Here is a 24828-nt window from a genome sequence, read left to right as displayed (position 1 = left end):
CTCTGCCCGGCGAACCAGGCGTAAAGAGTGATGGTGCAAATTTGGAACTAATAGGGGTGGCGCTTGGCTACCGGCGACGCTTCTGGATACGGTTCACCCCGATCGCCGCCGCCGCGAGGGTGAGCACACCGAACCCGGCAATCGTGTAGAGCTCCCGACCGATTCCGCCCGTGAGCGGGATCTGGGGCGACGGGACCGGATCGTTGTTGATCGGGTCAACCGTGATCTCGAGTGCGCCGCCAGCAATCTCGAACTCGTGAGTGGTGCTCGTATCGAGCACATACCCGAGTGGAGCCCGGGTCTCCTCCAGCTGGTAGGCGCCCCAGGAAAGCTCCTCGATCAAGAACTTGCCTGCGCCCGGATCCTGGTCGTGCATGCCCGCGCAGTCACCTTCGGTGCAGTCCTCAACTTCGACCGATGCGCCATCGGCACCCGGTCCGGTCAGGGTCCAAACGGATCCGCCCAGCAGGTCGTTCGTTCCTGTTTCCACCTTCGACCAGGTCACGCTGCCCGGCAGATCGGAGTTTGTGATCGTGCACACTACTTTTCCTGCGGTGGGCACCGTGACCTTTGATCCGGTGGTGTCGAGCGTGTCTTCGCCGTTCGTGCATTCCCAGGCGCTCGCCAGGTAGCCCTGCGGGCCATCGCTCTCACTAAGGGTGTACTCGCCCGCCTCCACGCTGGCGTTCGTAATCGCGGCGTCTCCGGTAATGCCCGTCACACCCGCCGTCGGCCCCTCGGCTGTGAGCGTCCAGTCAGCTACTACGCCTGTACCGCCGTGTTTGTTGGTGACCTTCTTGATGAGTGTCAGCTCGTTCGGTTGCAGCCTGTTCACGTAACCGCAGTCAACGCGGTCGCCCGGCACGATCCCGGCGAGTGTTTGCTCCGCCGGCCCCGCGAGCTCAGTGGTCGTGCTCGTTCCGTCCAGGTGCGTTACAACACATGCTCCACTCTGGAAGGCGTATCCGGGTGTGACCTCTTCGCTTACAGTGACAGCACCGACGTCAGTTTTGGCACCGAACTTGTAGTTCCACGTGGCATCGCCCGCTTCATTGGTTGTGGTCGAGTCCGTTGGATTGCCGTCACGGGCGGTCATCGAACCGGTGGTGGCTACTGCCGTCGCGCTCACTGTCCAGCCTTCCTTGGGCTGAGGGTTGGCTCCCTGCGCGTCGGTGACGTCCTTGTGCACGGTGACCTGCGCAACGAGGGGCGCGTTGTAGATCTGACAGTTCACCGCTTGGCCCGTGACAGGAATCGTGACGGAACCCGAGGTGCCGTTACCCTGCGAAGCCTGCACTCCGTCGATCAGGCAGCGATAGCTCGACACGTAGCCGCTGAGATCAGTGGTTCCCGCAGCGGTTTCTTTAAAGGTGAGCGGCACGTTGCGCACGGTCGGTAGCGGTCCGATGCGGTCAGCCTGCACCCCTACAGAGTTGCCGGTCGTGGTCGCCGAGCTGATCAGGGTGGAACCCTGGTTCAACGACAGCGTGAACTGATCGCTCGCGGCGACACGGCCGCCCTCGATGACCTTTTCAATGGTGATCGTGGGAGGGGAGCCGCATGACGCCAGGTCGGTGCTGCCGTCTAGTCCGCTGCCCGACGTGACGGTAGCTTGGTTCGTCCAGCCAGGCATGTCGTAGCGCTGCACTTCCTTACCACCGCCAAGGAATCCCGTGCCATCAGCATCGAAGGCGACGCCATTCACGTCCTGTGTGGTGTTTTGGACAGGGGAGGAAGGCGATGACGGAATCGTGCCACCGTTCGCCGCCGCAAGGTCTGCAGCGGTAACACTATAAATGGTGGTTGTCGTTCCGGCCCCGCGCACAACAAAGAGGTTGCCGTTGGCATCGAATGCGATGTCACCGTTCGCATTGCCAGAGCCCGGCGCGCTCACCGCACCCTTGTATGCGACGGTGTTGGACGAGGGAGTGTATTCCCAAAGCCTGAAGATTCGATTGTTACCATCGCCGCGGTATCCACCGAGGAAGTACTTGCCTGTGCTGAGGTTCACTGCGCCAGCAACGAAGGTGAAGCCGGTGTCGTTCGAATCAACCGAAACGTTCCGGTTGGACCAATTACCAGTGGCGGGGTTGTACTGATAGATCGCGACCTTGGAGGTCGAGTTACCCGTACCTCCACGGGAGTAGGCGTAGACCGGCGAACCACCTGTCCCAATCCCAAGTCCGTTAAACTCTGCTCCCGACAGCCCTGACGTACTTCCGAGATTCGTGACGCTCCCTCCGGGTGTCACCTGCCGAATCTGGCCAGAGCTCTGAATGCCGTACACATAGCCGGCCACGCAGCTCGGGGCATAATTCACTCTGGCGACCGAGAAGGTACCAAAGTTCAGGGTGCGATTATTGTCAGCGCCCGACCAGTTCTTGGAGTTGGAGTCGACCCGTCCTGTGCCTGAGGTCCAGGTGTATCCCGGTGGTGGGTTGATCGGCTGAAGGCGGTATCGACCATTTGCTTCAACGGCGAGCCGACCGCTGCCTGGGTCAGCACCAGGGGTGTCGCTGTCGATCCACTTCACCGAGAACTCACCCGGATCGTTGTCGCGGTCCACCCCCGTGCAGGTCCCCGACACACAGTCCGTCACAGTACGGAGTCCAGTCCAGTTGTTGTTTCGTCGTTCAAACGTGAATGTCGCGCCGGCAACCGGGTTGCCGTCCTGGTCTGTGACGTTCCAGTACACGTAGGGGGCCGTCGCGCCGTCCGGTGCGCCTGCAACAAGCGGCACCACGATGTTCTCTGGGGCGGGATCCCGCAGCATGTTGATGGAGGCTGAAGCTTGTTCGGCCACCACTCGGACGGTCTCGTCATCCCGATTCAGGGTGATCTTTACGTCGGTCCACGACGCGGCTTCGCCCGCCTTGAGGGATTCGGCGGCAGTCGCCAGCCGCACGCGCGCGACGTCCCCTCCCGCAATCTCCTGCGAGCGAGCGGCATCCGCATCATCAATGAGCGTTTTCACGGTAAATACGCCCGGCGCGGGGTCAAAATCTGCCCCCGAGTAATTCGGCTGACCGACGTTGTCGAGCACGGTGGCGGTCACGGCGCCGGCCCAGCCAGGCGTGCCGTCCGCGCTGGGGGCGTCACTGCCCGCAAGCTGCACAGTGAAAGTGGTGTCACCTACCAATGCCCCCTGCGCATCGGAGACGCTCCAACGCAGATAGGGTACGGCGACGTGGCCGGGCAACGAAGTGGGGACCTGCGACTGAGCCGTGTTCTGCTCCAGAGCGTTCTGGGGTGCCTCACTCGAGGAGGCGGGGGGAACTACTGATTCGGGGGAAACCAGTTCTGGTGCAGCGGACTCAGCCGCAGGGGTCTGGGGGGCGGGGCTGGATGGTTCGGCGGCCTGCTGACCTGTCGAAGCCTGCCCTGCTGATTGTTGAGTCGTGTGGGCCGGATCAACCTGATCCTGGCCGACAGGAGAATTCTGGAAGGTCGTCGCATATGCGGGGCCGGCGCCCAGCACAGCGAAGGCAGCGCACAGCACAGACACGGTCGTCACTTTCATGACGTCCTGAGCCTTCAACCGCATCGCCGGTGCCTGAAGCTCCACGCGACGTACGCGTTGAGCCCCCGGCAGATCTGACAGCTTCATATCCCCTCGCCTCACAACAATCACGAGGGAATAGTGCTGCCAGCGAGCATTCACCAGCAGCTTGCCCAACTCCTACGTCAGACTCCCCCGTCATCAATCAAGATATGAACGAACGGGGTAGTGCAGCATCGGGGAAAAATACCTAAAGGTGGCCAGGGTGCACAAAAAGGCCCGGGGGTAAACCCCCGGGCCTTCCAAGTAAATATCAGCGAATGCTACTCAGATTCGTCTGATTCCTCATCGTCTGAGTCGTCTGAGTCGTCGTCATCAAAGTCGTCGTCAGCGTCATCTTCGCTATCGTCGTCATCATCATCGTCGGTATCGTCATCGCCGTCTTCGGGATCGATGTCGACACCGTCGATTTCGTCGTCGAAATCGCTGTAGTCGTTATCGAGCAGATCGTCCTCTGCCTCGTCTTCGTCGCTGAGCTCCGCTGCCGCGGCGCGCGCATCTGACGCTTCGTCGGCGGCCTGCTGCGCCTGCGTCTCGCGAAACTGCGCGAGCCGCTCCGACCAGGGCACCCAGTCGGGCGCCACAACGGCTCCCTCACCGGGCAGGAGCTCCACTTCAAGCACGTTGACCGGCGACTCGGCGTCAACGCGCGCCAGGGTCGCCGCCCAGCGCCAGCCGGGGTAGCCCTCCATGCGGTTCTCAAAGAACAGCGTGACCACGCGTTCCTCGTGCACCTCGTAGCCAGCCTCGGCGCCAATCGTGCGCGCACCAGTGATTTCCTCGAGCGCGCGGCGCGCTTGAGCGCGAGCCGCAAGCAGCTCCGGATCCGGCACTACTTCAGCAACAGTCACGTCTAGCCCGTCTTTCATATGGTGATCAAGCATCAAAGTCATCTGCCACGCGGCGCAACAGAGCGGCGACGGTGCGGCCCTGTGCGCGTTCGGGGTACTGGCCATTCTTGAGGCGGCCACCGAGTCCGTCAAGCAGTTTGACGAGGTCCTCAATAATGACGGCCATCTCGTCGGCAGACTTGCGATTGCGGTTGCGAGCGCGCGTGGGGAGGCGAGGAGTATCGAGCACCCGCACGGACAGCGCCTGTGGCCCCTTGCGGCCGTCGGCAACGCTGTACTCGAGGCGCATGCCCTGCTGTACCTCCGTGCCGTCGGGAATCACCGAAGCGTGCAGATACACCTGCTCGCCGTCGTCGCCCTGAATGAACCCGAAGCCACGCTCTTCGTCATAGAACCTGACCTTGCCGTTTGGCATGCCCACCCCTTCTCGCGGGATCACCCGCGCACACTGAGTTGCGGATAATACCCGCATATCTCGGCAAGTCTACCGCTCGTCGCTCCATCCTCGCGGCGCACCCGGGCGCACAGGCAGGATAAAATGGGAAAGATGTCTACCTCAGAATCTGGCACCCCGTCGCTCGTCGAGCGAATCCTCGCGTTTGCTTCGCTCAGCATCATCGCTGCCGCGCTGCTTTCGTTTTTCGTGACCCTCATTATTGGGCTCAACGATCGCCAGGCGATGGCCGAGGGCTGGCTGCCCGTTGTGTATGGCATCTCGATCTACGCGCTGCCGTTCGGCTTCGTGCTGCTCATCGCGCTCCTCATCGTCACTCAGCGTCGCCGCAAGCGCGAGTTGGCGGCCGAAGCAGAGGGACACAGCGCTGCCGCCGGCAAGCGCAGCGGCAACCCCAAGCGTAAAACGCGAGGATAACTGCTGTGAGCGGCACGCTGGCGCTGGCCTCCGCGATCGCGGCCCTCGATCGCGAGGCTCTTGCACGCCTCGTGCAAGCCCGCAGGCCCCTCGCCGCCGGTGGAGTCGCCGATCCGATCGGGCTGGCGGCAGAGCTGCTGCGCTCAGAATCCATCACGCGGGTGCTCGCTCCTCTCGACCGCGAGACTCTGCGGGTCCTCGCGTCGCATGATTGGCAGTGCTCCCCCGACATCGTCCAGCGACTTACCGGTCTCGGCCTTGTGGGTGCGGATTCCTCACACACCGATCCTGAACCCGTCGCGCTGATCGAGGTCGACACTTTGCTTCGCACGGCGCTTGAAGCTACCGGTATCGAATGGGATGCATTCGTCGCCGAGGTGAGCTCGCAGCCGGGCATTTCCGTCAGCGCTGAGTTTGCTACCAATTCGAGCGCCACGACAGGCCCCGCGAGCGCGGCCGCGTGGTTCACACCGGCACTCACCGCTGTCGGAGAGGCGGCCGAGTGCCTGCGCGCGCTGCAGGGCGGCGGGCTACGCCTGAACCGCAGCGGTATCGTAGGCGTCGCGGCGGCACGCGAACTCGCAGAGCGCACCGCCGTCACCCCAACAGCGGTGGCCCACGCTCTGCGTCTGCTCAGCTCGGCTGGGCTCACCGTCGCAGTCGAGCACCGACTCGTCCCTGCTGCCAGCGCGGCCAGCTGGCTGGCACTGCCGCATCAGGCGCGCTGGCTCGCGCTCGCACGCGCGTTCCTCGCCACGATCCCCAGCCCGCTTCGCGAGAGCATCACGGAAGGCAACACCATCACGCCCGACCTCGGAGGCGCCCACGCGCACCTGCCGGGCCGGTTTCCGCTGCTGCCCTCGGGCGACCTCAGCACGGCACAGCAGTTCGTGCTCGATGCCGAGCACCTCGGCTGCACTGCCCTCGGGGCCCTAACCCCGGTCGCCCAGCAGATCCTTGCGGGCGTCGACGTACCCGTCACGGTGGTGGCCGAACTGCTCCCGCCCGCCGCGACCGGCGTCTATCTGCAGCCAGACCTCACGATTCTCGCGCCGGGGCCGCTCGATCCGGAGTCGGAGGCATCACTCGCGGCCCTGACGCGGCCCGAACAGATTGGTCCGGCGTCCATGCGCCGGGTCACCGAAGCCTCGCTCGCAGCAGCGTTTGAGCGCGGCGTGACCCGCGAAAGCGCCCACGAGACCTTCTCCCGACTGTCAATGACGGGGGTCCCTCAGCCTCTCGAGTACCTCCTCACGAGCGTCGCAGAGCGCATCGGGCGCATCGTCGTGCACGAACACCAGGGGCTCGAGGGCCGCAGCCGCATTCGCATTGCGCAGCCCGCGCTTGCAGGAACGGCGCTTGTCGATCGCCAGCTGCAACACCTTCAGCTCACTCGCTCCCTCATCGCCCAGGGCGATGAGTTCGTCGTGCTGTTTTCCCGGCTGCGCCCCGACCACGTCGTCAGCGCATTCAACGAGGCGCGCTACCACGCGTCGCTCGCGGGCGAGCCCGCCGATCCCGCCGTACTTAACGGCGCAGGTTCTGCCGCCCGCGATTCCGACGCCGTCGCGGCCGAGGTGCCGGCAACAATCGCGGGCGCTGCCGCGATGCCCGCGCAGGATCCGGATCCGGATCCCATCGAGGCCATGATCGAGCGAGTGTATCTTGCCGCGCGCACCGAGCCCGCGGCCGCCGCGTTCACGCGCCGGCTCGAGCTCGCCATTCGCGACAAGACCGCCGTCGCCGTTACCGCGGAGTCACGCGGGCAGCGCCGCACCTTCACGCTTACGCCCGTCGCACTCACCGACGGTAGGCTGCGCGCGACCGACGTGGGGGCCGGTGTCGAGCGCACGTTTCCCGTGTCCATGATTGTGGCAGTCGAACCAGCGTAAACTAGGTCGTTATGACTCTTGGGCCTCTCATCGTGCAAAGCGACCACACCGTGTTGTTAGAGGTTGCGCACCCCGAAGCCGAGGATGCGCGGCATGCGCTGGCCGTCTTCGCCGAGCTCGAACGCGCGCCAGAACACATTCACACCTACCGCGTCACCCGGCTGGGGCTGTGGAACGCGCGCGCCGCGGGGCACACCGCCGAAGAGATTCTCGCGACGCTCAACCAGTACGCGAAGTTTCCCGTGCCCAGTGGGGTCGCGAGCGAGATCGAGGACACGATGCGCCGCTACGGGCGGCTCACGATTGAGCGCCTCGACGGCGGTGCCGACGACCCCAACGCACAGCCTCTATTGGGCGAAGGCGAGCCGCCCGTGCTTGTGCTGCGGTGCGACGACGCGGCGATTCTGCGAGAGGTCACGAGCGCCAAGAAGATCGCGCCGCTGCTCGGCAATCGTCTCGACGACCAGACCTACCCGATCGAGGCGTGGGCCCGCGGCGAACTCAAGCAGCAGCTCGTCGCGCGCGGCTGGCCCGCCGAGGACCTCGCGGGCTACACCCCCGGAGAGCCGTACCCAATCGCACTCGTCGAAAGCACCGGACCCGACGGATGGCAGCTGCGCGACTACCAGGCGAAGGCCGCCGAGGCGTTTCAGCGCGGCGGGTCTGGCGTAGTCGTGCTGCCGTGTGGCGCGGGCAAGACCATCGTCGGCGCAGCATCGATGGCGGCGGTCGGCGCGAAGACGCTCATTCTGGTGACGAACGCCGTATCGGCGAGACAGTGGCGCGATGAGCTGATTCGCCGCACCACCCTCACCGAGGACGAGATTGGCGAGTACTCGGGGCAGGTGAAGGAGGTCAAGCCGGTCACGATCGCGACCTACCAGATCCTCACGAGCAAGCGGAAGGGCGAGTACGCGCACCTGTCGCTGCTGTCGGCACAGGACTGGGGTGTGATCGTCTATGACGAGGTGCATCTGCTGCCCGCCCCCGTGTTTAAGCTGACCGCAGAGCTGCAGGCGCGGCGGCGCCTCGGCCTCACTGCGACGCTCGTGCGCGAGGACGGTCGCGAGGGCGACGTCTTCAGCTTGATCGGGCCCAAGCGCTACGACGCGGCGTGGAAGGACATCGAGGCGCAGGGCTTCATCGCGCCCGCGGCCTGCTTCGAGGTGCGGGTCGATCTGCCCGAGGCCGAGCGCATGCAGTACGCGGTCGCCGAAGATCAGGATCGCTACCGGATCGCGTCCTCGACGCCCGAGAAGCAGGATCTCGCGCAGCGCATCATCGACAAGCATCCGGGTGAAAGCGTGCTCGTGATCGGTCAGTACATCGACCAGCTCGAGGCGATGGCCGAGGCGCTGGGATCCGAACTGATCACGGGCCAGACCCCCGTCGATGAGCGCGAGCGGCTGTTCAATGCGTTTCGCACCGGTGACATCACCACGCTCGTCGTGTCGAAGGTCGCCAATTTCTCCATCGACCTGCCCGACGCTTCGGTCGCCATTCAGATCTCGGGATCGTACGGGTCACGGCAGGAGGAGGCTCAGCGCCTCGGGCGCCTGCTGCGCCCCAAGGCGAAGGGCCTCACCGCCTCGTTCTACACGTTGATCGCACGCGACACCGTGGACCAGGACTTCGCTCAGAACCGGCAGCGTTTTCTGGCAGAGCAGGGGTACGCCTACACGATTCTGAATGCCGACGAGGTGTAGCGGGTTGGACTACCGGTCCGACGAGAGCACCCACAGCACGCGCGTCCGCTCCGATTCTGACGGGTTGCGCCAGATGTGCGCGTGTCGCGCATCAAAGCTCATGGAATCGCCTTCCTCGAGCAGGTAAGCGTCAGCCTCGATGCGCATCTCGAGTGTCCCATTGAGCACCACGACGAATTCGCGGTCGACCGGCAGCCGGTAGGGCTCAGGCTCAAAACCGCCGCCCGGTTCGACCCAGGTCTCGATGATCTGTACGTCACTCTGCCCGGGGGGCGACAGGATCGAGTCGGCCACGCCGTCGCCCATGAGCCTGGCCGCGGGGCGATCCGCAGCCCGGTTCACAAACACTTTTGGCGGGTCGAACAACCGCCCCATCGGCATCGTCAGGGCGTCGCAGATCGCGGCGAGCGACGTGATCGAGGCCGAAGCAAGGCCGCGCTCCACCTGCGAGATGAAGCCCTTCGTGAGGCCCGTGAACTCGGCAACGCTACTGATCGTCATGCCGCGTTCTTCGCGTGCCACGCGCAACCGAAACCCGATCTGGGCGAGCTGCGCAGTGGCGCCAGCATGCGGCTGACGCGCGGTGGTGCCCTCTGACATGCCGGCTCCTCTCGTGACACGTGAAGCTTAATTCATTTGCCCCGGGGCGGTGTTGACTCGGGACCCCAATGTGTTTAGTGTATCCAAACAGAGTATTACACAACTAAACCTTTCACTGCGGGGCAACCCGTGCAATGTGGACAATGCAGTCCACGAAGGAGTCGTCAGATGCGGTTCGGTCAGGCCATCAGCTCGTTGCTCACCCAGTACGGGGTCGAGCACATCTTCGGGATCCCCGGCGTGCACACCCTTGAACTTTTTCGCGATATCGACGCGAGCGGACTCAACGTCACCATTCCCCGCCACGAGCAGGGTGCCGGATTCATGGCCGACGCCTACACGCGAGTCTCGGGCAAGCCCGCCGTCTGTTACCTCATCACCGGGCCCGGCGTGCTCAACGCGCTCACGCCCATCGCTCAGGCCTGGCACGACTCGATCCCCATGCTGATCATCGGCTCGACCGTCACCCGCCCCGAGCTCGGCGCGCACCGTGGCACCCTGCACGATACTCCCGACCTCGCCGGGGTCCTACGCCCTTTCACACTCATCAGCGAGACCGTCACCACGGTCGAGCGTGTGCCCGAGCTCATCGAGGAGGCATTCACCCGCTGGCAGCACGAACGCCCTCGCCCCGTCTACATCGGCATTCCCCGCGACCTGCTCGAGGAGGAGGTCGGGGAGCTGCGTCGTGCGAACGCCCCGGCCCATGCTGCGGCGAGCGCGCCCCCTGCCGCCACGGCCCCAAACCAGGCCGACCAGATCTCCGATGCACTGTCGCGCCTCAGCGCCGCGAAGCGCCCCGTTATTATCGCGGGCGGAGGTGCACGCTACGACGGCGAGGCCGTGCGCGAGCTCGCTGAGCGATACTCGGCCCCCGTTATCTTGACCGGCAACTCGAAGGGGCTGCTACCCGAAGCTCACCCCCTCAACGTGGGGATCAGCCTGCCGTTCCCGCGCACCCAGGAGCTCGTCGAGGACGCCGACCTCGTGGTCGGGCTCGGCACCGAACTATCAGACTTCGACGTGCTGTTCACAGGCTCCGCCGAGCCCCGCATGGCCGACATCGTGCGCGTCGACATCGATCCAACCGTCACGCACCCCGACCAGACACGCCCCGCGCTGCAGATGCGCGTGGCGGAGTTTGCGCGGCTCGCTCTTCAGCGGGATCCGGCTCCGGAGCTTGCGAACGAAGCCACCCGAAGCTCAGGTGAGGCTCGTGCCACGGTCGCGAAGGCTGGGCTCGCCGAGGCGCGCGCGGCCGACCCGCACACGCCGTGGATCGACGCGATCGAGCGGGCGCTGCCAGCCGATGTGATCCTGACCGCGGATTCGGCACAGGTCGCCTACCAGTCTCACCACTATCTGGGGCTTGATACACCCGGCCGGTGGCTCGCACCCTACGGCTATGGCACGCTCGGGCCCGCGCTCCCCATGGCGGTGGGCGCCGCGATCGGAGCTCCCGGCCGTCCCATCATTGCGCTCGCGGGCGACGGCAGCTCACTGTTCACGCTGCCCGAACTAGCCACGGCGCGAGATCTGGGCGCCAACAACGACGCCAACATCACCTACGTGATCTGGGACAACGGCGGCTACCGCGAGATCGAGGTGTCGTTCGCGCGCACCGACATCGCCCCCGCCGGTGTGCGCACCACCGCCCAAGACCTTGGCATGATCGCGAAGGGGTTTGGGGCCCGCGTCGTGCGACCCACGACCCCCGACGAGCTCGAAGCCGCCCTGCGCATCGAGGCCGGCCAGCCGGGACTCTCGGTGGTCGTAGTGCAAGCGCCCACCGAGCATCGCGTCGAAGCCGACTCACTGAAACCCACCATCGCAACGTCTGGAGCCACCGCATGAGCCTCGAACTTCCCTACACCACCGGTATCGGCGCAGACGGGCGGCCTGTGACGGGCCAGGTCGACTTCTCGCAGGTGCCCCGGTTCGCGGGCCCCGGCACGTTCGCGGGCCTCCCCCGCCTGCAGGACGTAGGCGAGGCGGCCGCTGGCGTCATTGGCATCCCCTTCGACTCGGGCGTCACCTACCGACCGGGCGCACGGTTCGGCCCCGAGGGCATTCGCAGCGCGAGCCACCTGATCCGGCCCTTCAACGTCGAGCTCGACTCATATCCGTTTGCGACCCACCAGGTCGCCGACGTCGGCAACCTCGCCGTCACCCCGTTTGGGGTGGATCGCGCGGTCGAGGCCATGCTCACGGGACTCTCGGCAGCGCGCGAGCGCGCGGGCAAACTCGTGATTCTGGGCGGCGATCACACGATCGCCTACCCCTCAATTAAGACGCTCGCGCAGCAGCACGGCCCCATTTCGGTGTTGCATTTCGACGCGCACATCGACACCTTCGGCCCCTACTTTGGTGCGTCCATGCACCACGGCACCCCCTTCCGCCGCGCGGCAGAAGATGGGCTGCTAGATCCCGAGGGCTGCATGCACGTGGGAATTCGCGGCCCGCTCTACGGGCCGAGCGACCTGTCAGAGGATCGCGCGCTCGGATTCCAGACCGTGCACGCGAGCGAATTCTCCACCACGGGGCTCGAGGGCATCCTCGAACAGATGCGGCACCGTATGGGAGACCGGCCCGTCTACGTCTCCGTTGACATCGACGTGCTTGATCCGGCGTTCGCCCCGGGTACGGGCACGCCCGAGCCCGGGGGCCTCACGAGCCGCGAACTGCTGTACCTGATTCGCGGGCTGGCACCACTCAACATCGTGGGCGCCGACATCGTCGAGGTCGCACCGGCCTACGATCACGCGAACGTGACCTCCCTGGCCGCGGCGCACGTGGCCTACGAGTTCCTGTCACTCTGGGCGCGCTAAGGACCTCGACACTTCCTCCTCTTTTCTGTACCTGCTGTAGTCCTCGCGGGCTTTCCCGCACCCTAGAAACGGATGTATCAATGACGAAACTCACCCGTATCGCCCCAGCACTCGCACTCGCAGCGGCCTCGGCCGTGCTGCTGGCTGGCTGTTCGAGCGGATCGACCGCACCGCCCACTGACCGCGACTTCGGCACCCCCGTCGCGGGCGAGGTCACGCCGGGCGTCCTCGAGGGCACAACGCTCACCTACGCGGGGCCCGGCGGCATCTTCCAGGAGGGGCAGGACGAGGCGATCTGGCAGCCGTTCGCGAAGGCCTCTGGTGCCACGATGCTCATGGACGCCTTTGACGCGGGCAAACTGAAGGCAATGGTCGACAGCGGCAATGTGTCTTGGGACATCGTCGACACCTCACAGGTCGATACCGCGCGCGGATGCGGCACGCTCTATGAGAAGATCGACCGCTCAAAGGTCGACACCTCGGAGCTCCCCGAGGGCACGCTCACTGATGAGTGCATGATCCCCAACGTGATGTACGGCTTCGTGATTGCGTACAACACCGAGGTATTTGGCGACAACCCGCCGAAGAGCGCCGCCGACTTTTTCGATACGAAGAAGTTCCCGGGCAAGCGCACGGTGCCGCAGACAACCTACGTCGACCCGCAGAACATGGAATTTCCGCTGCTGGCCGACGGGGTAGACCTCGACAATTTGAAGCCCGAGCACATTGCGCAGGCGATCGATAAGTACAAGAGCCTGGGCGACGACATGATCGGCTGGACCACGGGCGCCCAGGCACAGCAGCAGCTGGAGTCGGGCGAGGCCGTGATGGGCTACGTCTGGTCGGGTCGCGGCTACGGTGCCGCCGAGTCCGGCGCCCCCATCGCCCCGGTATGGGACGAGTGGCTCGTCGCGATCGATTCGACCGCCATTCCCAAGGGCGCGAAGGATGTCGATGCCTCACTCGCCGCGATCAACTACTTCCTGGGCGCGGATCAGCAAGCGCGCATGACCGAGCTGAACTCGATGTCACCCGTGAACGTGAACGCGGTGCCCGAGGTAGACCCTGTCCTCGCCGATTGGCTCGCAAGCACGCGCTTCGACACGGGCATCGTCCCCCACATCGACTTTTGGGTCGACAACTACGATGCGATGGCCTCCGAGTGGGCCACCTGGGTCACCGGCGGCTAAGGGAAGGCTGACCCACTCTGGACCTGTCGGCTGGGGGTGCGAGGTGTTTTCCTCACACTCCCAGCCGGTTCATAGCAAACGATCAGAGACTGGAAGCATGAACACACAGCCAAAGGGACCCCGGATTCTTATCGTCGACGACGAGCCCAGCATCCGCGAGCTGCTCTCAACGAGCCTCCGCTTCGCTGGTTTCGGCGTGCGCTCCGTTGCAAACGGCGCGCAAACCATCTCGGCAGTGCTCGAGGAAGAGCCCGATCTCATCGTGCTCGACGTCATGCTGCCCGACATGAACGGCTTCAGCGTGACCAAGCGTCTGCGCTCGGCTGGCTACACCGCCCCCATCATCTTCCTCACCGCGAAGGATGACACGGAGGACAAGATCGAGGGCCTCACCGTGGGCGGCGACGACTACGTCACCAAGCCGTTCAGCCTCGACGAGATCATCGCGCGCATCAAGGCCGTGCTGCGCCGCACAATCCAGGAGGACGAGGATTCGGTGCTGTCGATCGGCCCGATCACCATGGATCAGGACACCCACGAGGTCAACGTCGAGGGCACCTCGGTTGAACTCTCCCCCACCGAGTTCAAGCTGCTGCGCTACCTGATGCAGAACGCGAACCGTGTGCTGTCGAAGGCGCAGATTCTTGACCACGTGTGGGAGTACGACTTTAACGGCGACGCCGGCATTGTCGAGTCGTACATCTCGTACCTGCGACGCAAGCTCGACCCGCTCACCGAAGAATCGCTGATTCAGACGAAGCGCGGCTTCGGCTACATGCTCAAAACCGAAGCGAAGTAATTCATGTCGCGCTTCGGCGACCGATTTGCCGACGTCTCGCTCCGCGCGAAGATCACGGGCGTCACGGTCTTCATCCTGTTTCTGGGGCTGATCGTGGCGGGCGTCGGCACACTATCGGTGCTGCGGCCCATGCTGATCTCCAACCAGGAGAGCACGCTGTCGAAGCTGCGCAGCGACCCGTCGCTCGCGCTCGCCACGGGGGCGAACCCCAACGATCTGTCGCGCAACGACGTGCTGTACGCGAACCAGGCCTACTACGTGGCCATGCTCGACGCCGACGGCACGCTGCAGTACGACAACACGCACAGCTCCAACGAGCCGAGCACCCCGGTGGTTCCACAGGTACGTCTCGATGCGGTGCTCAAACACCCCGACGTGCTGATCGGCATGGAGGCACGCGACGGTACCGAGTGGCGCGCCGTCGTCTCGCCCGTCGAAGTGGGGGGCCGCCCAAGCGGCACCCTACTCATTGCGATGTCGGCGGCCCCGATCAATCAGATCGTCGCGCAGTACGTGATCATCTTCACGTGCTTCGGCATCGCGGTGATCCTATTGGGGGCGGCACTCACGCGACTGCTCGTCACGACCACGTTTCTCCCGCTCGCAGAAGTCGAGAAAACGGCGCTCGAGATCTCGCGCGGCGATTATTCCAAACGCATTATGGTCTCGAGCCCGCACACCGAAGTGGGTCACCTGGGCGAATCCCTCAATGCCATGCTCGACCGGCTCGACGGATCCCTCGAGGATCGCGCACAGACGATCGATCAGATGCGACGCTTCATCGGCGACGCGAGTCACGAGCTGCGCACCCCTCTCGTGTCAGTGCGCGGCTACGCCGAGCTGTACCGCATGGGTGCGCTGCAAGACAAGGAGCAGGTCGGCCAGGCCATGGAGCGCATCGAGAAGGAAGCGATTCGCATGACCTCGCTGGTCGAGGATCTGCTTGCCCTCGCGCGCCTCGACGAGCGTCGCCCGCTCGAACTCACGGCGCTGCCACTCAATAAGCTCGCGAGCGATGCGGCGCTCGATGCGCGCGCCCAAGCTCCGGATCGCGTCGTCTCCGTCATCGAAGACCCGTTGGCCCCCTCAGTGGTCGGAGATGAACATAAGGTGCGTCAGCTCATGACGAACCTTATCGGCAATGCGATGCGTCACACCCCCGAGGGCAGCCCTATCGAGGTCGTCGTGTCGACGTTGCCGCCGAACCCTGACGGCCCGCAGTACGCCCGGTTTGAGATCGTCGACCACGGTGAGGGCGTACCCGTGCAAATCAGAGAGAAGATCTTTGGGCGGTTTTGGCGTGCCGACACCTCGCGCAACCGCGAGACCGGTGGATCCGGCCTGGGCCTTGCCATCGTGAAGTCCATCGTCGACGCCCACAAGGGCCGCGTCAGCATTCACGAGACCCCGGGCGGCGGCGCGACCTTTAGGGTCGATCTTCCCGGCGCCCCGGGTGACGACACCGTCCCGGTGTCCACCGCGCGGTGACCATTTCTCGGTAGACCGTGTGGGCTAGCGGCAGTTCTCTGTAACTCGCTAGCCCCCACGGGGTCATCTCGTGCGGGTGCGCCACCAAGTTGCGACGACCATCAGCGCGGCCATTACGCTCAAGACGCAGGCGGCAAGCCACCAGCGCAGCGCGCTCGGGTTCCACATCGGGTCGAGGTCGGGCATCGAGTTCGCTGCGCCAGCTCGCTCAAGGTCATTCGCGATGGAGAGCAAGTGATGCATGTCGACACTCACCGCGCCCATCGCCATCGACCAGCGCGCCGGCACCGTCATCGACACCCAGTTCAGGAAGCCGCTGTCCACGAGCGGAATGAGCCCGCCGTTGAGCACCATCTGCACCATGAGCACCACGATGAGCACGGGCATCACCTGGTTCTGGGAGCTCACCAGCGCAGAGAGCAACAGCCCAATCAGCACGCCGATGGAGATCGTCACCGCGATACCTATGGTGAGTTCCACGCGCGCACCCAGCCCCAGCACCCCTTCGCCGGTGGGCGCATCCTTCAAGAGCCCTGACACCGTCACGATGACGATTGCGCCAAATAGGCCCAGTAGGTTGTACACCACGATCTTCGCCGCGAGGTAGGCCGAGGTGCTGAGGCCCACAGCCCGCTCGCGCGCGTAGATACTGCGTTCGCCGACCAGGTCTCGAATACTCATCGAGATGCCCATGAAGATGGCGCCGATCGTGAGCAGCGTGAGGATCATCTGCGGCTCCTGTGCGTCCTTCGCCTGCTGCACCCGAGTGAGTCCGGTCTCGCCCGGTACCACCAATGGGAGCAATCCGATCACGAACGGAAGCGCAATCAAGAAGGCCGTATAACCGCGGTCTGCGACCATCAGCGATAGCTGTCGCTGCATCAGGGTCATGAACTGCACGAAGCGGTTCGTGGTGGGAACCGGAGCCGGCGCCGCCACCGCCTGCGCGGGTTTGAGGGCGTGCTCAACCGCGAGTGCCCTGGCCTCGACCGAAGCCAGCCACCGGTCTGCGCAGCCCTGCGGGTCGTTCTTCAGCAGGTCAAAAATATTCGACCAGTCCGTCGTCCCGAAGTAGGCGAAAGCGCCAGCCTCGCTGCCAATGAACGCTGGCGCCCCTCCCGGCACGAGTACGAGCACCTGGTCGCACACGTCGAGACAGGCAACGGAATGCGTGATCGTCAGCACGGTTCGACCGCCATCGGCGAGCGCCCGAAATTCCGCCATGAGCTGGCGATCAAGTGCCGGGTCAAGCCCCGAGGTTGGCTCATCAAGAATCAGAAACGCGGGTTCAGTGAGCAGTTCAAGCGCCACCGAGGCGCGCTTACGCTGGCCTCCCGACAGCTTCGAAATGCGGGTGTTCACATGCGCTTCGAGATCCAGCTGGGCAAGGGCCCGCTGCACATGCCCCTCACGCTCGGCCGCGCTCATGCCGGATCCCAGTCGAAGCCTCGCGGCATAGCGCAGGGCCCGCAGCAGCGTCAGCTGCCCGTGGATCACGTCTTCCTGCGGCACCATGCCAATCATGGACTTCGCTCGGTCGTACTCAGCATGCACGTCAACGCCGTCAAACATGACCTGCCCACCACTGGGCCGAGTAAGGCCAGAGACCGCACGTGCAAAGGTTGATTTACCCGCGCCCGAGGGCCCGACGATCGCCGTCAGCGTGCCCCTCCCGGCATCAAAGGTGACGTCGCGCAGCAGTTGCTTGCCACCCTCGACGGTAAACCCGAGCCTGCGCACCTCAAGTCCACCGGCATACGAGCCAGGCCCGCCACCGTGCCCCGCGGTCGCGACAGCGGGAACGCCCGGCACATCTGAGGCAAAAGTCATAGCCGCTCCCGCGTAGGAGAGGATCTCAGCGAGTTGCGGGGGCGCCTCCACCGTGCGCAGCATCTCGCCAAACTCCTGCGGAGTGAGTTGACGCGTGGTTGCAACGGAGACCGACGCGGCATCGGGCACAAGCTCGAGCAGTGGCCCCGTGCGGGCATTGCCGAGACGCACAGAGGTGGCGCCGGTGAGCGCAATGCGCTCGATCCGGTGCCCGTCGACGAAGACGCCGTTGTGCGAGCCAAGATCCTCGATAAACCAGCCGTTCTTGTAGCCGATCACCAGGTGCCGACGTGACACGATTGGCAGATCGATCCGCAGGTCGGCGACGCTCGTGCGACCGACGATAAAGAACTGCGCGGGCGAGAGCGAGTGCACTTCTCCGGCATAGGCAAGCTCGAGGGCGGGCGCCGAAACGGTCACTGGGAAACACCTGTCGTCGACGTCAACATGAATGGCAGACCACCCAGCAAGAACTCACCGTCGAGGTGATGGGTCTCGCGCGGCGGGAGCTTGGGCACGTCACTGCCCGGCCCCAAAGTGGTGCCGTTCGTAGAGCCCAGATCATCGATGAACCAGAATCCGTCGTGGAGCCGCAGCATTGCGTGGGTCGCCGAAATCAGCCGGTGATCGTCTCCAAACACCACGAGTTGGGCTTCTCCATATTCATGCGAAGGATTTCGCCCAATCAACACGGTCGCCTCGGTCAGGGACACGAGCGCCCCGTCAGGGAGCCGCAATTCGGCGAGCTGTGCCGATTTAGGGACCGCGGGGGTTTCGATTCCCGGGGTGATTGAAGCGTGTGCGGGAGCCGCAGCCTGCGGCAACGGGGAAACCTGCGGGCTGGCAACAAGGTCATTGCTCGTCGAGGTCTTGGTGAGGTCTTCTGGGGAGGGGCCGCAAACCCCGCCTGCCACTGACCGTAGGCCCGGTCGACGGCGGCGTCGAAGCGTGCAGCTGCCTCGGGCAGGGGCTGCCCAACTGCGGCCATCTGCTCACGCAGCGCAAGGTAGTGCTTGTACATCGCCATGCGCAGCTCCCCGTCACCGGTTTCCCACAACCAGGATCGCAGTGGCTCGTCTGAGTGACGGTGCACGGCGACCGCGAGAGCCTGCTCGGGCTGCGCTGCGAGTATCTCGCGCAGCTGCTGAGGAGTGAGATTGGGGTGCAGTTCGTCGGTGCGTTCAGTCGGAGCGACGGCGAATGGTGAGTGGATGTTTAACCTTTCATGGAAACATGACGGGCAACTCCCCATCGTAACATTGGAACTACCAACACATGACGCTCCTCAGCTTTGCTACAACACAAAAGCGGGGCCGTGCCCGAAGGCGCGGCCCCGCTGTGTCAGCGAGTGCTGTTGTGAGGACTTAGAAGTCCATACCACCCGTGGGGTCGCCAGCCGGAGCTGCCGATGCGGGGAGGGGCTTCTCAGCCACAACTGCCTCGGTGGTGAGGAACAGACCTGCGATCGAAGCCGCGTTCTGCAGCGCCGAACGGGTTACCTTGGCCGGGTCGAGGATACCCTGAGCGATCAGGTCACCGTACTCGCCGGTTGCGGCGTTCAGGCCGTGGCCGTTGGGCATTTCGCTCACCTTGTTCGCCACAACGCCGGGCTCGAGGCCTGCGTTCTGGGCGATCTGGCGCAGCGGTGCCTCGATTGCAACGCGAACGATGCGAGCGCCAACTGCCTCGTCACCCTTCAGGTCGAGATCGGCGAAGACCGTCTTGCCAGCCTGGATCAGTGCCACGCCACCGCCGGGCAGAACGCCCTCTTCGACGGCTGCCTTCGCGTTGCGAACGGCATCCTCGATGCGGTGCTTGCGCTCCTTGAGCTCAACCTCGGTTGCAGCGCCAGCCTTGATGACTGCCACGCCGCCGGCGAGCTTCGCGAGGCGCTCCTGGAGCTTCTCGCGATCGTAATCGCTGTCGGTGTTCTCGATCTCGCGACGGATCTGGGCAACGCGACCCTGGATCGCGTCTTCCTCGCCGCCACCCTGAACGATGGTGGTCTCGTCCTTGGTGATGATGACCTTGCGTGCGGTGCCGAGCATGTCGAGCGTCGCGTTCTCGAGCTTGAGGCCAACCTCTTCCGAGATGACCTGGCCGCCGGTGAGGATCGCGATGTCCTGCAGCATTGCCTTGCGGCGGTCGCCGAAGCCGGGAGCCTTCACAGCAGCCGACTTGAAGATGCCACGGATCTTGTTGAGCACGAGGGTCGCAAGTGCTTCGCCCTCGATGTCCTCAGCAATGATGAGGAGCTGCTTGCCCGACTGGATGACGGGATCGACAACGGGGAGCAGGTCCTTGATGTTCGAGACCTTGCTGTTGACGATGAGGATGTAGGGATCCTCGAAGACTGCCTCCTGGCGGTCAGCGTCGGTCACGAAGTATGCCGACAGGTAGCCCTTGTCGAAGCGCATGCCCTCGGTCAGCTCGAGCTCGGTGCCGAACGTGTTCGACTCCTCGACGGTGACGACGCCTTCCTTGCCGACCTTGTCGATCGCCTCAGCGATGAGCTGGCCGATCTGCTCGTCAGCGGCCGAGATCGACGCGGTAGCGGCGATCTGGTCGGTGGTCTCGATCTCCTGAGCGTTCTCAAGGAGCTGTGCCGAGACGGCAGCTACTGCCTTCTCGATGCCCTTCTTGATCGCGATGGGATCGCTGCCAGCGGCAACGTTGCGCAGGCCCTCGCGCACGATTGCCTGTGCGAGCACAGTGGCGGTGGTGGTGCCGTCGCCTGCGACATCGTCGGTCTTCTTCGCGACCTCCTTGACGAGCTCAGCGCCGATCTTCTCGAAGGGATCGTCGAGCTCGATCTCCTTGGCGATCGAAACGCCGTCGTTCGTGATGGTGGGTGCGCCCCACTTCTTCTCGAGCACAACGTTGCGGCCACGCGGGCCGAGCGTTACCTTTACGGCATCAGCGAGGATGTTCAGTCCACGCTCCAGGCCGCGACGTGCTTCCTCGTCAAACGCAATCATCTTTGCCATGTAATTCGCCCCTTTCGGACGGTCTCGAAATGGTGAGCGCCGACGTAGGTCGTCACCGTTAGCACTCAGTCGATCCGACTGCTAACAACAATACTGGCACTCGTGCTGTGTGAGTGCAAGCAGCTCGCGCACAGCGAACACGACCGCGACTGCAACAACGCGGCGCGAGCGAGGGGCAGAAAGAAGGCTTACTGCCCCTCGGGCGTCTCTGGCACTGCCCCGCCAGCGTCAGCCGCGCCCTCGGGCGCGATCGTGCCTTCAGCGCCACGTTCCGCGGTCAGCGAGGCGGCTTCCTCGAGCCCCGGGCCGGCGTAGTCCGAGCCGAGCAGCACAACAAGCTTCGCCCCGTACTCGACGTAGTCCTGCGTCGTGTAGGTCGAGAGACCGCCCAACTTGGCGGCTAGTCCCGCGGCGGCATCTGCATCGGCGGGGTCTGAATAGAACACCGCAGAGATTTTCACATCCTGCGACGCTGCGCTGCCCGAGAAGAGAATCTGGCCCCACTGCTCGTCAGTGATGAGTTTGTCGAGCGAAGCCGCCAGGTTGGGTGTTTCGCTGCCGTTCAACACGGCCACGGTGGCGGTCGGGTCAAGCTTCGCTTCGGGCTTCGCGGGTGCCGTGGTCGCGGGCGTCCGGTCCAGCGAAGGGAGCTTGCCGGCCGCGCCAATGTTGTGCACCACAAGCACTCCCACTGTGGTGAGCAGCGCGAAGCCCAGCAGGCCCGCAATGAGAAACTGCCACACGTAGCGTGGACGAGCGGTCACCCGGTGGGCGCCAACGCGTCCTGTGCGCGCAACACGGTCGAAGCGGTCTTCGGGGTAGCGCTGACGCTCCCCTGACCCTGCGGAATTCTGCCCCACACTGCTCCTCAAGTAACTGACCGGTTTCACGCCGGCATCGTGCACCCGGTGATCGCACCTACATTACAGTGCGACAACTGCAAACGCGGTGAAGACCACCCTGTTTGCGTGGCTCCGATCCGGCATTGTGGGCTACTGCTGAGCCACAGCCGGGAGCGAATCGGGCGCGTAAATTGCGCGTGCGAGACCGTCAATCACGTCGGGGAGGCGTGAGCCCCCCGCAAACAGCAACTTCTCGTCCACGTCAATGATGCGCCGATTCTTGCCCGCGGTGGTGAGGGCAATGCTGGGCTGTGCGGCGATCAGACCGTCAACACCGCCGGCACTCTCGAGTCCCTGACTCATCACCAGCAGAATGTCGGGGTCGATAGCCACAAGCGCTTCATCGGTCATGGGCCGCTCGCCCTTCCAACCACTCTCAGCTGCAACGTCGACCGCGCCGATCGACTGGATCATGCTGTCGATGCCGCTCCCCTCACCGAAGAGGTAATAGATCCCCGAGCTGCCTCGGATGTACAAAAATGCAACGCGCGGCAGATTCGCTTTATCTGCGGGCAGCAATTTTGCTACTTCGGCTTCCTTGGCCTCGATCGCGGTCTTGAGCTGCGCGTTGCGGTCACCCGCAACCTCACCGATGCCGAGGGCGTCGGCCACTTGCTGAGTGGTTTCGTAGGTGGTGTGTTCATCGATCGCTCGATCAACTGTCACCACCGGGATCCCGGCGTCGCGCAGCTGCAGTACCACGTCGGTGGGCCCGATTGAGCCGTCGGTGATGATGAGCGAGGGGCTGAGTGACAAGACACCCTCTGCGTCGATCGAGTGACCCTCGCGGGTCACGACGGGGAGGTCCTCAGCCCCAGAAAAATTGGTGGAGACGTCGCGGCCGACGAGGCTGTCGGACATGCCGAGCGAGTGAACGGTCTCCGCCAGCGATCCACTGAGCGACAGCGCAAGCACGCGTGAAACGTCGGTGACCTCGACATCTACGTCGCCGCCGCGGTCGTGAGACTGCACCGTCACCGGCAGCTGAGGAGTAGGGGTCGATTCAAGTGGCTCGATGCTCGGGCCGCCGATAATGGCGGTCGTGGGGCCCTCGTATGTACGGGGATTCTCCAGCGGGGTGACCTTGTCCAGGGGAGGCAACTCAACTTCGGTGCCCGCAACCACTCCAGAACCAGCGGCTCCGCTCGATTGACAGCCGGTCAACGCAATCCCACACAGCAGGGTGAGCGCGAGCGCTCTGTGAACGCGAGATGTGCGGTGCTTGAGCATGTGTACCCCTCTAATTAGCTCGACGATCTCATCGTCGCAGCGGCCCTACAGGAAATCCCCGCGGCGGGCTTACTCCTGTCTGTGACCGACAGTGGGGCGCCGCATTCGCGACGCCAAAGCACCGATGCCGCGCGCAGATTAGCCTAACCTAGTCAAGATATGATGAAGTGTGAATGCGCTTAATACTCGTGCAAACGAGTGTGCGCCCAAACGTGCCTTGCACACACGAAGAAAGCTCCCCACGGACGCATGAATCCACTCGACAGGGCGACCGCCAGACGGCATACGGTCAGAACCACGATCCTGTTCACGGTACTGACGGTTGCGGTTGCCGCCTCAGTGCTGGTGTCGGCAGGCACCGGGCAACTCGAAATACCGCCGCAAGAGGTGCTCGGTTCGCTGCTGCACCGCATCGGCATCGACTGGCTCCCGCTGCCATCTCACCCCGCCGGTGACGCGACGCTCTGGACCATCCGCTTCCCCCGTATTGCTATGGCGGTGCTCGTAGGCGCGGGTCTCGCGGTCTCTGGTCTCATCATGCAGGCCATTTTTGGCAACCCCCTCGCTGAGCCCGGTGTGATCGGCATTTCCTCGGGCGCCGCCGTCGGCGCTGGTTTGTCCATCGTGTTTGGGCTCACCCTATTCGGCCCGTGGACCACGGCCGTGCTCGCCTTTGTTTCGGGGCTGATCGCCACATTCATTGTGTACGCGATGAGTCGCGCCGATGGCAAGACAGAAGTCGTCACGCTCGTGCTCACCGGCATCGCGGTAAACGCGATCGGCGGCGCAGCGATCGCCCTCCTCACGTTCCTCGGGGATACCCAGTCGCGCGAACAGATCGTGTTCTGGCAGCTCGGCAGCCTGCAGGGCTCAAGCTGGTCGCAGGTGCTCGTCACTGCCCCCATCATCGTGGTCGGCCTCGTCTCGGCCTACGCCGCTGCACACAAGCTTGATCTACTCGCCCTCGGTGAACGTAATGCGCGCCACCTCGGCGTGAATGTTGAAGCGCTACGCATCGTCATGATCGTGGTCGTCGCACTGCTCGTCGGCGCCTCTGTCGCCTTCGCCGGCATCATTTCCTTCGTCGGTCTCGTGATTCCGCACCTCATGCGCATGGTGTTGGGGCCCGCACATCTGCCGCTCGTCACCGGCTCAGCCCTCGGTGGAGCGCTGCTACTCACGTTGGCTGATCTCGGCGCACGCACGATCGTGCCCATGGCCGAGATGCCGATCGGCATGCTTACCGCCCTCGTGGGCGGCCCGTTCTTCTTCTGGCTGCTACGCAGAACTCGCAAACGGAGTGGAGGCTGGGGATGAACGCCCGCCACATCGCGCTTCCCGAGCGCGCAAGCACAGGATCGGTCGTCTGCGCCGCAGAGACCGTCACGCTGTCGCGCGGCGGCCGCGCACTGCTCGACGACGTCTCGCTCGATCTCCGCGCCGGCGAGGTGCTCGCGCTCCTCGGCCCCAATGGTGCTGGCAAATCGACGCTCATGAGCGTGCTGGCCGGGGATGTTTCGCCGGACCAGGGTGCCGTGCAGTTCGGCGATCGCGGCCTCCGCGACTGGTCGCTCGTCGACCTGTCGCGTCGTCGCAGCGTACTACTGCAGGACAACCAGCTGTTGTTCCCCTTCACCGTGCACCAGGTCGTAGAGATGGGTCGCGCGCCCTGGCGTCGCACCGAGCGCGAGGAAGAGGACAACGAGGCAATCTCCGAGGCCATTGCTTCGGCCGACATCGCGCATCTGGGCAACCGTCGAGTTCCGTCGCTCTCTGGCGGAGAGCGCGCACGCGCCGCCTTCGCACGCGTCATGGCGGGCCGTACCGGCGTGCTCATGCTGGACGAGCCGACCGCGGCACTCGATATCGGGCATCAGGAGGCTGTACTGACGCTCGCGCGGGAGCGCGCACGCCAGGGTGACGCCGTACTGATCGTGCTGCACGATCTCAACCTTGCCGCCGCCTACGCGGACCGCATCGCGCTGCTGCGCGATGGCAAGATCGTTGCCTGCGATGCGCCCGAGCGGGTGCTCACCAGTGAGATCGTCAGTCACGCGTACCGCACCCCGGTTGAGGTGATCCGGCACCCCGTGAC

General features: G+C 64.5%; 20 protein-coding genes. 11 read left to right on the top strand and 9 right to left on the bottom strand.

Annotated elements, in window-relative coordinates:
- Positions 1-67: 67 nt before the first annotated feature.
- From C795_RS16595 to C795_RS0107805, 3 genes are all read right to left on the bottom strand, one after another.
- The gene (locus C795_RS16595) at positions 68-3607 is read right to left on the bottom strand and encodes a SpaA isopeptide-forming pilin-related protein (protein ID WP_157487031.1); all 3540 of its coding nucleotides are present in this window, start codon (positions 3605-3607) and stop codon (positions 68-70) included.
- A 215-nt stretch (positions 3608-3822) separates the two neighbouring features.
- Complete coding sequence (locus tag C795_RS0107810) at positions 3823-4410, bottom strand: DUF3027 domain-containing protein (RefSeq protein WP_232225456.1); 588 nt, start codon at positions 4408-4410, stop codon at positions 3823-3825.
- 25 nt (positions 4411-4435) lie between these two features.
- Positions 4436-4825 (bottom strand): cold-shock protein, encoded by a 390-nt coding sequence (locus tag C795_RS0107805; RefSeq protein ID WP_026139531.1) that lies wholly within the window; start codon positions 4823-4825, stop codon positions 4436-4438.
- A 132-nt stretch (positions 4826-4957) separates the two neighbouring features.
- On the opposite strand from C795_RS0107805, the gene C795_RS15525 reads away from it, so the two are divergent.
- Genes C795_RS15525 through C795_RS0107790 form a run of 3 tightly spaced genes read left to right on the top strand, consistent with a single transcriptional unit; the run spans position 4958 to position 8879 of the window.
- Complete coding sequence (locus C795_RS15525) at positions 4958-5281, top strand: hypothetical protein (protein WP_198008445.1); 324 nt, start codon at positions 4958-4960, stop codon at positions 5279-5281.
- 5 nt (positions 5282-5286) lie between these two features.
- A complete protein-coding gene (locus C795_RS0107795) occupies positions 5287-7173 on the top strand; it encodes a helicase-associated domain-containing protein (protein ID WP_017793198.1) in 1887 nt (628 codons plus the stop codon).
- An 11-nt stretch (positions 7174-7184) separates the two neighbouring features.
- Positions 7185-8879 (top strand): DNA repair helicase XPB, encoded by a 1695-nt coding sequence (locus tag C795_RS0107790; protein ID WP_017793197.1) that lies wholly within the window; start codon positions 7185-7187, stop codon positions 8877-8879.
- 9 nt (positions 8880-8888) lie between these two features.
- Here C795_RS0107790 and C795_RS0107785 read toward each other — a convergent pair whose 3' ends face one another.
- On the bottom strand, positions 8889-9479 hold the full coding sequence (locus tag C795_RS0107785) for a helix-turn-helix domain-containing protein (RefSeq protein ID WP_017793196.1): 591 nt from the start codon (positions 9477-9479) through the stop codon (positions 8889-8891).
- Between the two features lie 168 nt (positions 9480-9647).
- On the opposite strand from C795_RS0107785, the gene C795_RS0107780 reads away from it, so the two are divergent.
- The 5 genes from C795_RS0107780 (at position 9648) to C795_RS0107760 (ending at position 15784) form a co-directional block, all read left to right on the top strand.
- Positions 9648-11333, top strand: coding sequence for a thiamine pyrophosphate-binding protein (locus tag C795_RS0107780; protein WP_017793195.1), 1686 nt, complete (start codon positions 9648-9650; stop codon positions 11331-11333).
- The gene (gene speB / locus C795_RS0107775; RefSeq protein ID WP_017793194.1) at positions 11330-12307 is read left to right on the top strand and encodes an agmatinase; all 978 of its coding nucleotides are present in this window, start codon (positions 11330-11332) and stop codon (positions 12305-12307) included. The genes C795_RS0107780 and speB overlap by 4 nt, the downstream gene beginning before the upstream one ends.
- A gap of 80 nt (positions 12308-12387) precedes the next feature.
- Positions 12388-13497: an ABC transporter substrate-binding protein gene (locus tag C795_RS0107770; RefSeq protein WP_017793193.1), complete on the top strand. Its 1110-nt coding sequence runs from the start codon at positions 12388-12390 to the stop codon at positions 13495-13497.
- A 97-nt stretch (positions 13498-13594) separates the two neighbouring features.
- Complete coding sequence (locus C795_RS0107765) at positions 13595-14296, top strand: response regulator transcription factor (protein ID WP_017793192.1); 702 nt, start codon at positions 13595-13597, stop codon at positions 14294-14296.
- A 3-nt stretch (positions 14297-14299) separates the two neighbouring features.
- Positions 14300-15784 carry a sensor histidine kinase gene (locus C795_RS0107760; RefSeq protein ID WP_017793191.1) on the top strand — a complete coding sequence of 495 codons (1485 nt, stop codon included), beginning with the start codon at positions 14300-14302 and terminating at the stop codon, positions 15782-15784.
- Positions 15785-15847: 63 nt separating this feature from the next.
- Here the strand turns inward: C795_RS0107760 and C795_RS15520 are convergent, their stop codons facing one another.
- The gene (locus C795_RS15520; RefSeq protein WP_017793190.1) at positions 15848-18034 is read right to left on the bottom strand and encodes an ATP-binding cassette domain-containing protein; all 2187 of its coding nucleotides are present in this window, start codon (positions 18032-18034) and stop codon (positions 15848-15850) included.
- Positions 18031-18528 carry an FHA domain-containing protein gene (locus tag C795_RS16590; protein ID WP_083879174.1) on the bottom strand — a complete coding sequence of 166 codons (498 nt, stop codon included), beginning with the start codon at positions 18526-18528 and terminating at the stop codon, positions 18031-18033. The genes C795_RS15520 and C795_RS16590 overlap by 4 nt, the downstream gene beginning before the upstream one ends.
- A gap of 167 nt (positions 18529-18695) precedes the next feature.
- Here C795_RS16590 and C795_RS17690 point away from each other — a divergent pair, with 167 nt between their 5' ends.
- On the top strand, positions 18696-18821 hold the full coding sequence (locus C795_RS17690) for a hypothetical protein (RefSeq protein ID WP_017793188.1): 126 nt from the start codon (positions 18696-18698) through the stop codon (positions 18819-18821).
- Between the two features lie 157 nt (positions 18822-18978).
- Here the strand turns inward: C795_RS17690 and groL are convergent, their stop codons facing one another.
- The 3 genes from groL to C795_RS0107730 form a co-directional block, all read right to left on the bottom strand.
- Positions 18979-20601 carry a chaperonin GroEL gene (gene groL, locus C795_RS0107740; RefSeq protein ID WP_017793187.1) on the bottom strand — a complete coding sequence of 541 codons (1623 nt, stop codon included), beginning with the start codon at positions 20599-20601 and terminating at the stop codon, positions 18979-18981.
- Positions 20602-20789: 188 nt separating this feature from the next.
- Positions 20790-21461, bottom strand: coding sequence for a LytR C-terminal domain-containing protein (locus C795_RS0107735; protein WP_017793186.1), 672 nt, complete (start codon positions 21459-21461; stop codon positions 20790-20792).
- A 132-nt stretch (positions 21462-21593) separates the two neighbouring features.
- A complete protein-coding gene (locus C795_RS0107730) occupies positions 21594-22733 on the bottom strand; it encodes a heme/hemin ABC transporter substrate-binding protein (RefSeq protein ID WP_026139529.1) in 1140 nt (379 codons plus the stop codon).
- A 249-nt stretch (positions 22734-22982) separates the two neighbouring features.
- Between C795_RS0107730 and C795_RS0107725 the strand changes: the two genes are divergently transcribed.
- Both C795_RS0107725 and C795_RS15510 read left to right on the top strand, forming a co-directional pair.
- Complete coding sequence (locus tag C795_RS0107725) at positions 22983-24050, top strand: FecCD family ABC transporter permease (RefSeq protein ID WP_017793184.1); 1068 nt, start codon at positions 22983-22985, stop codon at positions 24048-24050.
- Positions 24047-24828, top strand: a 782-nt coding sequence (locus tag C795_RS15510) for a heme ABC transporter ATP-binding protein (RefSeq protein WP_017793183.1), incomplete at its 3' end; no start/stop codon positions are given. The genes C795_RS0107725 and C795_RS15510, both read left to right, overlap by 4 nt.

It is taken from the genome of Leucobacter salsicius M1-8 (assembly GCF_000350525.1).
GTDB classification, from domain to species: Bacteria; Actinomycetota; Actinomycetes; order Actinomycetales; family Microbacteriaceae; genus Leucobacter; species Leucobacter salsicius.
The sequence above is the reverse complement of the archived record's forward strand: the minus strand, read 5'-3'. Positions and strand labels throughout refer to the sequence as shown.